Source organism: Bacteroides hominis (genome assembly GCF_033042785.2).
Classification (GTDB): domain Bacteria; phylum Bacteroidota; class Bacteroidia; order Bacteroidales; family Bacteroidaceae; genus Bacteroides; species Bacteroides hominis.
On sequence record NZ_CP178829.1, the window covers coordinates 4316849 to 4330502 of the forward strand.

Annotated in this window: 12 protein-coding genes; 1 reads left to right on the forward strand and 11 read right to left on the reverse strand. The window is 44.7% G+C overall.

Going from position 1 to position 13654, the window contains the following annotated elements:
• Positions 1 to 150: 150 nt before the first annotated feature.
• From R3O62_RS18275 to dnaN, 6 genes are all read right to left on the reverse strand, one after another.
• Positions 151 to 1848, reverse strand: coding sequence for a serine protease (locus tag R3O62_RS18275; protein WP_186992752.1), 1698 nt, complete (start codon positions 1846 to 1848; stop codon positions 151 to 153).
• Positions 1849 to 1864: 16 nt separating this feature from the next.
• Positions 1865 to 2605 (reverse strand): 23S rRNA (guanosine(2251)-2'-O)-methyltransferase RlmB, encoded by a 741-nt coding sequence (gene rlmB, locus R3O62_RS18280; RefSeq protein WP_005779999.1) that lies wholly within the window; start codon positions 2603 to 2605, stop codon positions 1865 to 1867.
• A gap of 61 nt (positions 2606 to 2666) precedes the next feature.
• On the reverse strand, positions 2667 to 4352 hold the full coding sequence (gene recN, locus R3O62_RS18285) for a DNA repair protein RecN (RefSeq protein WP_223126536.1): 1686 nt from the start codon (positions 4350 to 4352) through the stop codon (positions 2667 to 2669).
• A 3-nt stretch (positions 4353 to 4355) separates the two neighbouring features.
• Positions 4356 to 5549 carry a bifunctional phosphopantothenoylcysteine decarboxylase/phosphopantothenate--cysteine ligase CoaBC gene (gene coaBC, locus R3O62_RS18290; RefSeq protein WP_005820845.1) on the reverse strand — a complete coding sequence of 398 codons (1194 nt, stop codon included), beginning with the start codon at positions 5547 to 5549 and terminating at the stop codon, positions 4356 to 4358.
• A gap of 2 nt (positions 5550 to 5551) precedes the next feature.
• Positions 5552 to 6325, reverse strand: a complete 774-nt coding sequence (locus tag R3O62_RS18295) for a 3'-5' exonuclease (RefSeq protein WP_022011889.1) — start codon at positions 6323 to 6325, stop codon at positions 5552 to 5554.
• A 128-nt stretch (positions 6326 to 6453) separates the two neighbouring features.
• Positions 6454 to 7578 (reverse strand): DNA polymerase III subunit beta, encoded by a 1125-nt coding sequence (gene dnaN, locus R3O62_RS18300; protein ID WP_005806961.1) that lies wholly within the window; start codon positions 7576 to 7578, stop codon positions 6454 to 6456.
• A gap of 152 nt (positions 7579 to 7730) precedes the next feature.
• Here dnaN and R3O62_RS18305 point away from each other — a divergent pair, with 152 nt between their 5' ends.
• A complete protein-coding gene (locus R3O62_RS18305; protein WP_195317629.1) occupies positions 7731 to 8105 on the forward strand; it encodes a DUF3127 domain-containing protein in 375 nt (124 codons plus the stop codon).
• A gap of 78 nt (positions 8106 to 8183) precedes the next feature.
• Here R3O62_RS18305 and R3O62_RS18310 read toward each other — a convergent pair whose 3' ends face one another.
• The 5 genes from R3O62_RS18310 to R3O62_RS18330 form a co-directional block, all read right to left on the reverse strand.
• Positions 8184 to 9821: a DUF3352 domain-containing protein gene (locus R3O62_RS18310; protein ID WP_195317630.1), complete on the reverse strand. Its 1638-nt coding sequence runs from the start codon at positions 9819 to 9821 to the stop codon at positions 8184 to 8186.
• Positions 9822 to 9913: 92 nt separating this feature from the next.
• A complete protein-coding gene (locus tag R3O62_RS18315) occupies positions 9914 to 10672 on the reverse strand; it encodes an MBL fold metallo-hydrolase (protein ID WP_005780008.1) in 759 nt (252 codons plus the stop codon).
• Position 10673: 1 nt separating this feature from the next.
• Entirely contained in the window at positions 10674 to 11672 is a 999-nt protein-coding gene (murB, locus tag R3O62_RS18320; RefSeq protein ID WP_234077421.1) for a UDP-N-acetylmuramate dehydrogenase, read from the reverse strand.
• Positions 11673 to 11690: 18 nt separating this feature from the next.
• Complete coding sequence (locus tag R3O62_RS18325) at positions 11691 to 12545, reverse strand: DUF4348 domain-containing protein (protein WP_005780011.1); 855 nt, start codon at positions 12543 to 12545, stop codon at positions 11691 to 11693.
• Positions 12546 to 12640: 95 nt separating this feature from the next.
• Positions 12641 to 13594: an NAD-dependent epimerase/dehydratase family protein gene (locus tag R3O62_RS18330; protein WP_005780013.1), complete on the reverse strand. Its 954-nt coding sequence runs from the start codon at positions 13592 to 13594 to the stop codon at positions 12641 to 12643.
• Positions 13595 to 13654: the final 60 nt, after the last annotated feature.

Genomic DNA, 13654 nt, shown 5'->3' on the forward strand with positions numbered 1-13654 from the left:
ATATATATGAATACACAAAAGAATCAGAATAACTTTAACCGAATAAGACCTAAACTTTAACAAAATGGAGATGTTAGAAATGGATCTCCCCCATAAAGAAAGAGGTTATCGCAATGACGATAACCTCTTCTCTTTTATATTTCCGGCACTTTATTTACAATGCTTCTTAATCAGTTCATCCACATTAGGATCGCCAAGTTCTTTTGCTTTGGCAAAACTTGCACAAGCCTCTTTTTCTTGCTTCAACTGAATCTGGCAAATTCCTAACAAACGATATGCTTCGGCATATTTCGGATCAACAGTCAATGCATCTTTCAATGCTTTCTCGGCCTCCGCATAGCGTCCCACACGCAGGTTGACCACTGCCAACTCTGCCCGATAAGTGAGATCTTCCGGATTCAGCTCGATTGCCTTTGTGATATCATCCAAAGCACGCTGGAATTGTTTGGCTTTGAAGGCAGCCTGTTCCCGATAATAATAAAACAAATCGTTAACACTGCCATTCACTGCATTGAAATATGCATCATAATCGGCCAGAGCCGGACGATACTTTTCTACATTCATATACATCTGGGCACGTTCCAACAGATAGGGAGCCAAATCTGCTGTAATGGGCGTCGGACAATGGGCAATACAACTATCCAGCAAAGCAACGACCTCTTCGGGAGCAGCTTTACTCAATTCCTTTGCCTTGGCAGCACTGAAGAAGGAAGCCGGAGATGCCAATTCGGTTCCGTTCACTTTGTCATAGCTGGTAAATGCACCGGCATAATCCTGCTTGGCAAAAAGAATATCTCCTTCAAGTTGACGGTATACAGGCAAATCCTGAACAGCTATCGCACTACGCACATCCGCCAGAGCCTTATCATACGTCCAATCCTTATAAGTGGTTTCGGGTTTACTCAATTGGTAGTTGTATACCAACTTGGCTATGTTATAATAAACATCATCCTTTTTCTGTGCAACCTTCAGGGCATGCTCCAAATCGGCAGCCGCTTTGTCCATATCCTTACCTGCAAACACATAGTTCCCTGCACGGCGAAGATAGCCATCCGCACTGTTCGGGAAAGTTTTGATAAAATCATCAAGGGCAACGGCATAAGCCTCAGGAGTAGTTTGCGTAGAAGCAATAAACAGGTAAACCAAAGCCTGATCTTCATCTTCAGGTAAGCCTTTCTTTATACCGATTGCATTCAGTGCGGCATCGCTCAGTGCAAGAGCATTGATATTCTGTGACATGGCAAAAGCTGCACCTGCTGCATAACTAATAGAGGTAGTATCCTGTCCGGAAGCTTTTTGTGCCACTCCGAACACTTTACCGTCCGCTGTCGTTACCGGACAACTCACCATCTTATCTTTCAATACCATATCCAGTGTATAATAATGATATTTATCACCACCGATATTATCCACCTTTTTCACTTTGCCGCTGGTCACGTTTCCACCTTTCTGAGTGGAATAAGGTAACAGATAGACTTCGGCACCTACAGCCGGAGCTACAGTGGACACCTGTAATGCCGGTACCTTCTTTACTGTAATGCCGACACGGAACTTTATGATATCATACATATCATTGGCTCCCAGAATACATTCAACCGGCATTTTCTCTCCTTCGGAATTAATGATAACAGCACGCTGAGCTCCTTTAAACAAAGAATAGTCAGACAGAGCCACTCCGTCTTCGGTCACAAAAAATCCGTTGCCGGTATTCTGAATTTTGTCGTCTTTATCATACGTAACGATGGAAAACACCGATCGTTTCGCCTTCTCTACCCATTTGGGGGCTTGCGCTACACTCCATTGTGACAGGAGACAAAGCACAAATGTGAATAATATGCTCTTTTTCATGTATTTGAATGTTGTTTTAGTTTGTACGTTGTTTCACGCCTTCATAAATCAGGATACCAGCGGCTACCGACACATTGAGTGACTCAATACTGCCCAACATCGGAATCTTGACCCATTCGTCGCATAACGCAAGGTTATCGTACGAAACACCGGTGTCCTCGGCGCCCATAATGATGCACATCGGACCGGTATAGTCGGCCTTCGTATAATCATAATCACCCTTTTCGGTAGCAGCCACAATGCGGAATCCACTATCTTTCAGATATTGTAAAGTTGTCTTTAAGTTCTGTTCACGGCAGACAGGCAAAGTATGCAGAGCTCCGGCTGAAGTCTTCATCGCATCCGCATTGACCGTAACACTTCCTTTCGCAGGAATAATGACAGCATCCACTCCGGCACATTCGCAAGTACGGGCTATGGCACCAAAATTACGCACATCCGTAATCCCGTCGAGCATAACAAAGAACGGACTCTTACCTTCCTCAAAGAGGAAAGGTACCAGATCTTCGGTCTTCTGATACGTCACCGAAGATATGAATGCCACTACACCCTGATGATTTTTACGGGTGATGCGGTTGATACGTTCCACCGGGACGCGCTGAACAGGAATCAGCGTACCTTTCAGAGCAGCAAACAGCTCCTTGGACAAGTCACTCTGAATGTCTTTCTTCACCAAAATCTTGTCTATCTCTTTACCAGCCTGAATGGCTTCAATCACGGCACGGACGCCGAAAATCATTTCGCTTTTATCAATCATGTAATTGTCTGCATTTTTAGAGTATGCAACTCGCCAATGTTCATTGCACGCCACTATATACTTATTTTATTATTTTTCTCTCTTTCAAAGAAGGTTCCAGCAATGCCCTTGCATTGCTTAGTGCAGCCTCGGTCAAAGTGGCACCACTCAGCATATGTGCCAACTCTTCTACCCGTTCTTCGTCAGTCAGACGACGAATATGGCTATTCGTTTCCGTATCATTATCCCGCTTGTATACCTTATAATGGGCACGTCCACGGGCAGCAATCTGAGGCAAGTGGGTGATACTGATCACCTGCCTGTTTTGTTCACCCATCTCTTGCATGATGTCCGCCATGCGATCTGCAATCTCACCGGATACTCCGGTATCGATTTCATCGAACACAATAGTGGGCAATTTTACGGCTCCTGCTATCATTGCCTTGATAGACAGCATAACACGAGCTATTTCACCACCGGACGCAACTGAAGATATACTCTGCAGCGCTCCGTTCTTATTGGCAGAGAATAAGAAGTTCACCGTATCTTCTCCTTGGGGACCCAATTCTTTTTTCAGCCCCATTTCCACCTGGAAGCGGACATTAGGCATTCCCAAAGGAATCAGACGAGCTGCCATCTGCTTTTCCACTTCACGGGCAATCTCCGTACGGGCCTTCGTCAGGACAAACGCTTGTTTCTTTACCTTATTATATTGCGCATCTCTCTGTTCCGTCAATTGAGCTATCCGATCATCATACGAAGTAATGGCAGCAAGTTTCGTTGCATATTGCTCTGAAAGGACGATCAACTCTTCTACTGTCTGAACACGGTGTTTTTGTTCCAAAGAATAGATCAGGTTCAACCGGTCATTCACTTCTTCCAGCCGGGATGGATTGAACTCGACACTCTCTCCCTGATCCGATATTTCCTGAGCTATATCTTTCAGTTCTATATAAGTGCTCTCCATCCGTTCAGCCAATTCTCCGGCAGGCTGGTATACCCGCTGCAATCCATTCAAAGTACCCAAACTCTCTTTCAAAGCAGGCAACAGTCCTCCTTCGTCTGAGGCAAGAGTTTGCTCTACCCGATATAATCCGGCTTTGATATCTTCGGCATGTGCCAATGTTTCGGCCTCCTGTTCCAATTCTTCCTGCTCTCCGGCAGAAAGATGTGCCTCCTCCAATTGTTCTAACTGGAAACGGATATAATCTTCATCCGTTTTGCTCTGTTCGGCCAGTACAATCAGTTCGTCAAGTTCTTTACTGAGCTTTTTCCATTCCTGATATAAATGATGATATACATCCAAAGCCTCTTCGTTGTGGGAAAGTATATCAAGTACATTGAGCTGAAAACCTTCTTTGTTAAGCAACAGATTCTGGTGCTGCGAATGTACATCGATCAATTGCTCGCCCAATTCTTTCATTTGTGTGAGCGATGCAGGCGTATCGTTAATAAATGCTCTGCTTTTGCCGGAAGACTGTACCTCACGGCGAAGTATACATTCGGGCTCATACTCCAGCTCGTTCTCTTCGAAAAAAGCTTCCATATGATAAGCTGATATATCGAACCTGGCCTCAATAATACATTTCGAAGCACCTTGCCGAATAGCCTTCACATCAGCACGCTGTCCGAGTAAAAGTCCGATTGCGCCCAGAATAATGGATTTCCCGGCACCGGTTTCACCGGTAATCACAGAAAATCCGGTTTCGAAACGGATATCAAGTTTCTCAATCAGAGCATAATTCTGGATGTATAATGAACGTAACATAAATCACAATTCTTTTATCATTCTATCAATAATATCTCTGGCTACTTCAGTCTTGGATTTTAACGGATAATCGGTTCTGCCTCTACAACTGAGAATACTGATTTTATTTGTATCGTAACGGAAACCCGCACCTGCATCATTCAATGAATTCAGCACAATAAAATCGAAGTTCTTCCGGATCAGTTTTCCTTCGGCATTACGCTGTTCATCATTCGTTTCAAGAGCAAAACCGATTAATTTCTGCCCCGGTGTCTTCAGTTTACCCAATGCAGCGGCAATATCGTGGGTAGGCTTGAGATGTAACATCAAATCATCTCCCTCCCGTTTTATCTTCTTATCGACTACAACATCCGGAGTAAAATCTGCTACTGCAGCACATAATATTCCGGCATCCACCAATGGGTATTGCGCCATAGCAGCCTCATACATTTCCTGAGCAGACTCCACATCAATACGGGTAATGTGTGAATGATATACCTTCTGTTGCACCGGTCCGGCTATCAGCACTACCTCCGCTCCGCGACGGGCACACTCCTCTGCCAATGCAAATCCCATTTTACCGGAAGAATAATTACCAATGAAACGTACCGGATCAATCTTTTCATAAGTCGGTCCGGCTGTAATCAGCACTTTCTTTCCAGCCAGCTCGCCCGTAGAGGAAAAGAACTCATCAAGTACCCGGATAATATTCTCCGGTTCTTCCATGCGCCCCTTACCTACCAAATGGCTTGCCAATTCTCCCGAAGCCGGTTCAATGATATGATTACCGTATGAACGCAGCGTATCCAGATTCTTCTGGGTACTGGGATGCGCAAACATATCCAAGTCCATGGCCGGAGCGATAAACACCGGTGCCTTCGCTGACAGATAAGTCGTGATCAGCATATTGTCTGCTATGCCATTTGCCATTTTACCAATGGTAGAAGCCGTCGCAGGCGCTATCAGCATAGCATCTGCCCAAAGCCCCAAATCTACGTGGCTGTTCCACGTTCCGTCCCGCTGGGCAAAAAACTCACTGATAACAGGCTTACTGGTCAAAGCGGACAAAGTTATCGGAGTAATAAACTCCTTTCCGGCAGGAGTAATTACGACCTGTACCTCCGCTCCCTGTTTAATCAAGCCGCGTATAATGTAGCAAGCCTTATAAGCAGCAATGCTACCGGTAATGCCAAGTATAATTTTCTTTCCGTTCAGCATAGTTATTTTCCCGTTAACTCACGCAGGCGAATCTTCGTCAACATGGCTTTTGTATTCAGCGTAAAGTCACTATTGAGAATCCAACTGTAATATCCGGGATCTTTTTTCAGCACTTCACTCACCGACTGGCCTTTGTATTTGCCAAAATTAAAAACCTCCACTCCATTGTCATCATACACCATACGTCCGGCAAAATCCACATTCTTGTTATAGCTTGAGTAATCGGCCAGGAAAGACATATCGTTTTGCAAATCTTCCGGATAGCGGTCAAGTTGAGCCATCAGGACCTCGTACGTAGCGCGGGTATCGGCTTCCGCTGTATGTGCATCTTCCAAATTACGGCCACAATAGAATTTATAAGCAGCCGAAAGAGTACGTTGTTCCATCTTATGGAAAATTACCTGTACATCAACAAACTTGCGCTTACTCATATCAATATCAACTCCGGCACGAAGAAACTCTTCCGCCAACACGGGAATGTCAAAACGGTTGGAGTTGAAACCAGCCAGATCACAACCTTCAATGTCATTCGCAATGCTTTTTGCCACCTCCTTAAAAGTAGGACAATCAGCTACGTCAGCATCAAAAATACCATGAACGGCAGATGATTCGGCAGGAATAGGCATTTCGGGATTAATACGGAGAGTTTTCGACTCTTCATTCCCGTTCGGATATACTTTAAGATAACAGATTTCTACAATTCGGTCTGAGTTGATGTTAGTCCCGGTCGTTTCCAGGTCGAAAAAGACAATAGGGTTCTTTAGGTTGAGTTTCATTGTTTATACGGTTTTGTTTAAATTCACCACAGAGGACACCGAGTACACAGAGCTTCAATTCAAAAGAATGATGTCTCTGTGATCTTTGTGTCCTCTGTAATGAATCCGATTCTATTTCTGTTCCGCAGTTAGTCGTTCAGCATCATCGGCATCAGCAGCATCAACAAATCTTCGTTTTCTTCCTGTTCTACCGGAATAATGACACCTGCTCTTGACGGATCAGCCAATTCGATGATCACTTCCTCTGCCGAGATATTATTCAGAATATCGATCAGGAAAGTAGATTTAAAGCCAATACTCATTGCTGCACCCGCATATTGGCACACCTGTGTTTCCTCTGCAGAAGTAGAGAAATCAATATCCTGAGCCGAAACCACTATCTGGTTTTCCTGCATACGGAGTTTGATAAGACTGCTTGCCTGTGAAGAGAAAATAGATACACGACGCAAAGCACCTATCAGCTGCATACGGTCTACCGTCACTTTGTGCGGATTGTTTTGTGGAATCACTGAATTATAATTGGGGTAGCGTCCTTCAATCAGACGACAAACCATACGATAACTTTCGAGCGTGAAGACAGCATTGCGTTCGTCAAACTCGATCACCACCATACCCGATTCCTTAGGCAGCAGGTTCTTCAACAAAGTTGCCGGTTTTTTGGGCAAAATAAATGCAGCACGTTCATTTCCGCGTGCAGCCAATGTTTTACAACGTACCAACTTGTGTCCGTCCGAAGCTACCATTGTAATGTCTTCAGTCGTAATGTCAAAGTAAATACCATTCATCACCGGACGGAGTTCGTCATCGGCAGTAGCAAATACCGAACGGTTAATGCCTCCCAGCAATATCTGTGCTTCCATCTCCACACGAACCGCATTATCACCGAGTGTAGCCGATTGCGGAAACTCGTCGGCATTCTGCCCCATCAGGCTATATTTACCATTTTGGTACTGTACCGTAATTTCATAGGTATCCGGCTTTATTTCGAATGTCAACGGTTGTTCCGGAATCTCTTTCAATGCATCGAGCAACGTTTTTGCAGCGACGGCAAACTTTCCGTTAGAATCACTCTCGTTCACCTCAACCGAGGTTACCATTGTAGTTTCACTATCAGAAACAGTCACAGACAGTGTTCCGTCCTCCAACTGAAAGAGAAAACAATCTAAAATAGGCAGCGCATTTTTTGAGTTTATCACACGGCTAACAGCCTGTAAATGGCTGGAAAGTGCAGTACTTGAAACGATAAATTTCATATAATCTGTGATTTTAAATTTTATATTTTTGCAAAGCACAAAGTTACAAAAAAGATCGAGGCAGCACAATAAAAGAGAAGAAAAAACAGGAGAATATTCGTCGGATATCCCTAAAAAATTGTAACTTCGCCGCACAATTTAAAATTATCGCAATGGAATTTACAGGAAAAATTATCGCTATACTCCAGCCCAGAGGTGGAGTTTCTAAGACAAGCGGCAACGAATGGAAGGCTCAGGAGTATGTAATCGAAAATCATGATCAATATCCAAAGAAAATGTGTTTCGACATCTTCGGAGCAGACAAAATAGAACAATTCAACATCCAGATGGGTGAAGAGTTGACTGTATCATTCGATATCGATGCACGTCAATGGCAGGATCGTTGGTTCAACAGTATCCGTGCATGGAAAGTAGAGCGTGTAGGCGCAGGCGCACCCATGACTCCGGGAACTCCGGTTCCTCCTCCGGCACCATCTTCAGCACCGGAATTCATTGCCGGTGATGCAAAAGACGACTTGCCTTTCTAAGCAAACATGCCTTAGTATAAGACACAAAACCCCGAAAGCTATCCAATTTCTTTCGGGGTTTTGTGCCTCTTACCGTAGTCAGGAAACATCGTCAGAATCACCTTTATAAATCAAAACCACATTAGGATAGACAACTCCGTCAGTACAGGTAAACTGTGCAGAAAGAATAAAATGACGGAAGAACTCCTGATTGCGAAAGAAAAATGCAGGTATCAACCTGACGTAGTTCTCCGGCTGGGAAAAGGTTTCTCCCAAGTCAGCCACCATCATAAAGTTATATGACGGAGAAAGATTTACTACCGTTTCCTCGTATCCGGGAGTATCGTTCAGAATTTCTTTTTTATCCAGACAACGGACATATGTGGCAAGACTCTCCGCATCCGGAGCCAAAATCAGTCTCTCTCCATAGAAACAAGCATAGACATATAAGGCAGATTCCGTAATTCCGGTCAATTGCGTAAACAATGTATTACGTGGCAACACATAAAGCGTATAAGCTCTTGAAGGCGTTTTACAGAAAGTAGTACGTGGCTTCGGAGGGCCGTCCACTTCTTTCGGAGCACTCCGGAGTACTCCTTGCAACACCCGCTCAGCCTGCTGGACATCCTTCAAGGGAATAGTCATCACCGCACAAGGATTCGCAAGAGTGTCCGCCGAATGGAACAGGCAGGTCACAAGTTCGCCTCCGGCATTATCCTTGAGGAATGCAAGCAGTTCTCCGTCCCGGTCCCTGATATAGTCTGAATAGGTTGATGTTGTATATTCCTGCCGGGCAGTAAAGTCAAGCATCGCCTGCATATCCGTCACCGACCGTTTATTGAAAAAGAAAGTAGAAGCCGGCAGGATGTCTCCCGGAAAGTCTTCTACAGGTTGTTGTTGCCGAAGCACGTTCATAAAAGTCATACAGGTATCAGTATCATGACTGACTCCAGAAAAGTAAATAGCATCCCCGTTCATTTTCATATCAAATTCGGTCCATCCCCCCAATTGTGTACACGAACGAATCCCGTCGGTAGCCTTGCCCATACTCAGGGGTTGCATACGGGCATAAATAGTAGCCGCTACACGGGCACGCTTGTCTTCATGCACTTTTACAAAAGAGCTGTCGGTCAGCAAAGACTTTTTCGACAAACGTGCGTCGATCACTTGTTCTATCAGCTTCTTCTGATAGCTCACCGCCAAAAAATCGGAAGTGAAGTAGCAAGCTAAAAAGCTATCATCCGGCATCGGATAGATGCGTATCTCCTCCCCTTTATAATCAAACAGTTTTGATGGGAAACTGCTTGAACAGTATTTACGTATAAATTTCTCCACTAACTCATAATCACCATTTCCCAAACTGCAATACAACACCTGGTTGCGGTCATTATCCGGCTCATGAAAGCTCAGCAACACCTTATTCATCTGTTTACTCAACCCGTGAGGCGTATCTTCCAACAATGTATAAAGATGGAGTTTCAAATAAGAAAATAATTTGGAAATATAAAGGAAATGCTGATCTTTGCTACAACTCAGTTCATTGATACTCTGTATCATCCCGGCAAGATCATCCGTTTCGAGAACCACAGTGGCCGAGCGCGGAACAAGCGTATAAAGATTAAAGTCTTTACGCCCCTCAACCGCCGATAATCTGAAAAAAGAAAACATAGCAAAGCCTGTACACAGTAGTACAACAGACGAGATTACGGCTATTTTCACTATCGTACGGAGTTTCATGGCATTCGTTGTTTATCGGCTCACTGCAAAAATAATAAATTCTCCAAATAAAACAAAATATACTTAAAGAAAGAATTATTAAGCATTAATCACTAACATTCTATTTCAAGCCCGTCGAATGCAAAATGCACATGCGGAGGAAGTAGTTTTTCCACATCTGCCTGAAGTCCGATATGATGACTCATGTGAATAAACCAGGTTTCCTTTGCCCCAATGCGTTTCACAGCCTCCAGCGCTTCAGAAAGGCTTTGATGGGTGTTGTGTGGCGCTACGCGCAATGCATTCATCACCAGCACATCTACCCCTTGTAACTGCTCAAACGATTCATCGGGCATGGTCAGCATATCAGTAATATATCCGAGCTTTCCGATCCGATATCCCAGAATGGGCAGTTTGCCGTGCATTACCCTCAAGGGTAACACTTCGGTATGATTAACAAGAAACGGACGATTGGGTTCAATCTCACGCAAAGGAATATTCGGAACTCCCGGATAAGTATGTTCCACAAAGCAATAAGGCATCCGGCTACGCAAACGCTCAGCCGTATACGTTTCGGCATAAATAGGCACCTCTCCGAAACGACAGAAAGGACGTAAGTCATCCAAACCTCCCACATGGTCATAATGTTCGTGGGAAATCAATACGGCATCAATTTTACCAAACGGGACATGTAACATCTGTTCCCTGAAATCCGGACCGCAGTCCAGCAATAAAGTAGCATCCCCGGTCTGCACCAACGCCGAGGTACGAAGACGATGATCTTTCGGATCTTTTGAAGTGCAAACCGCACAAGTGCATCCAATCTCGGGCACTCCGGTAGAAGTCCCGCTACCAAGTATTCTTATTTTCATTTCAGATAAAATTCACCTCCGGATGAATATCTATTCCAAACTTCTCTCTAACCGAAGCGCGTACTGCATCCGAAAGTGCCATAACATCCGCGCCTCTGGCTCCTCCGCGATTCACCAGTACCAGCGCTTGCTTATCATGTACCGCTGCCGGCCCCAAAGCTTTACCTTTCCAGCCACACTGATCAATCATCCAACCGGCGGGAATCTTTATCCGGTCGGCATCTATTTCGTAAAAAGGCATATGTGGATACTCTTCTTGCAACGCTTCAAATTTGATGCGGGACACAATCGGATTCATAAAAAAACTTCCCGCATTACCCATCACCCGGGGATCCGGCAATTTCTCCTCACGGATGGCGATAATCACCCGGCGCACGGTCTCCAATGTCACCGTAGGATACTTCTCCAATTCCCGGCGGATAGTACCGTAATCCAACGTATAATATTCCTTCTTACTTAACTTAAAGCTGACATAAGTGACAAAAACACTCTTATTTGCAGGGCGCTTAAAGATACTGTCCCGATAGGAATATCCACACTCTGAAATATCATAAACACGTTCTTTCCCCTCAATGTTCAAGGTTTCCACCCGCACAATCAGATCTTTTACCTCAACCCCATAAGCCCCGATATTCTGCACCGCACTGGCTCCCACTTCTCCGGGAATCAGGGAGAGGTTTTCCGCACCGTACCAATTATGCTTCACGCAATAATCCACAAAGTCGTCCCAGACTACACCTGCACCTACACGAACGACAATTTCATCATCCGTTTCGTCCGCCACCTCTACTCCTTCGATACGCGAGTGTAAAACAGTACCTTCGTAATCTTTAGTAAACAGCAGGTTACTGCCCCCCCCAATGTGCAAATAAGGAGAAGTCACTTGTCCTGAATCAATCAACCGATGCAATTCATCCACTGAAGCGTACTCCAAAAAACGAGCTGCGGACACATCGATGCCAAAAGTGTTATGTGATAAAAGAGAGTATTTTTGTTCCATAATCATAAAAAGCAATCACTAAATACTTGTATCCTCAAACTTATACAGTTCCCATCCGCTGTCTTTGCGCTGGAAATAGAGGATATTGGAGAACCCGTTGCCAATACCTTTCAATGCCAATATCTTGCGTGAAGTATTGTCATCATTCTGCTGTCCGTAATTAATATTCGAAAGCTTATCAGTAGGCAATACCGGCTTAAAGGCAAACCACTGGTTCAAGTCAAGTGTAGTTTCGAGTATTGAGAAATCGTCATCCGGATCAGTGGTAACAAACGCAAGCGGCTGCCGGATTCGGTGACTCTGGAAGATACTGTCTGTTGCAAAGTGCCCATAGAATTCGACGAAATCCTCGTTCTCGCTTTTCTCAATCGGACGCAGATTGATTGCTTCAAGCATCCACGCCCCTTTAATTCTTTCAAAATAATATTTCTTCACCATTCGTTTCTTGATGAAAATCCATTCCACCTGAACGGAAGTGAGTGAAGTATCCCCTACCATGTCCATGTCCTCTTCCCGGTCGAAGAGCAAGGTATAATAACTCTGTTTAGTAAACAAGTCATCGTGCTTCCAGTACTTCTTATCAATTTTTGAAGCTCGTTCTCCGTTGTAGTAGGGCAACGGAAACACTACGCGCTGCCTTTGCAGAGCGTCATCAGAAGCAAAGTTATAGATAAAGTCGTCAAACGATTCGTCAGCTTCAATCGGTTTAGGTTCGTCCGAAGCCTTCTCTTTATCAATGGAGTCGGCTTTGTTCACCATAGCCGAATCTACCAAATGTGTAATAGATGCAAAGGGGTCAGCGTCAGTCTTTTTGTTGTTTCCACATGCGGCAAACAACACCAGGACGGTGACTCCCGCCATTATTGTTTTCATTTTAATAGTTAGCAATGTGTCGATATTCCCATGTGCCAACCGGTTTTCAAAACCATTTCATTATTCCGGCGGGCACATGGGCCTATATCATCACATTATTTTAATTTAGCTCTTAGTTTTTCAAGCATATCTACTGTCATACTCTCCAAATCGTAAGCCGGTTTCCAGCCCCACTCTTCGCGGGCACAAGAATCATCCATACTGTCAGGCCAGCTGTTGGCGATGCGCTGTTTCAGCGGGTCTACCTTATATTCCATTTCAAAGTCAGGAACATGTTTCTTGATGGCAGCATAAATTGTTTCGGGTGCAAAGCTCATAGAAGCGATGTTGAAAGCATTACGGTGTACCAGTTTCGTCGGATCAGCTTCCATCAGCGAGATAGCTGCGTTCAGCGCATCCGGCATATACATCATATCCATCAGTGTTCCTTCCGGAATCGGACAGATAAACTTCTCTCCTTTTACGGCAGAGTAGTAGATGTCTACTGCGTAGTCAGTCGTACCACCTCCCGGAGGTGTCACATTCGAAATGATTCCCGGGAAACGCACGGCACGTGTATCTACGCCATACTTATTAAAATAATAGTCGCTCAGCAACTCCGTGGTTACCTTGCTGATACCATACATAGTGCGCGGACGCTGAATGGTATCCTGCGGTGTCTGCACGTGAGGTGTGCTTTCGCCAAACGAACCGATCGAACTTGGAGTAAACACGGCGCATTTGTTTTCGCGGGCCACTTCGAGTACATTCCATAATCCGTCGATACCGATTTTCCAAGCCAGTTTGGGCTTCGATTCGGCCACAACAGACAGCAGGGCTGCCAGGTTGTAGATTGTGTCGATATTATACTCCTTCACTACAGAGGCGATCATCTCCTGATCTGTTACATCGACTACCGCCGACGGACCGGATTCTTTCAATTCCCCTTTGGGCTCTGCCCCGTGAATATAACCTGCTACTACATGTGTGTTTCCGTAGCGTTTACGTAGTTCCATCGTGAGCTCCGAACCAATCTGGCCGGTTGCTCCAATTACCAAAATATTTTTCATTATCTTTACTAATAAGGTGTATTAAGCTAAATGGTGCGCAAAGTAAGCACTTTTTTTTCA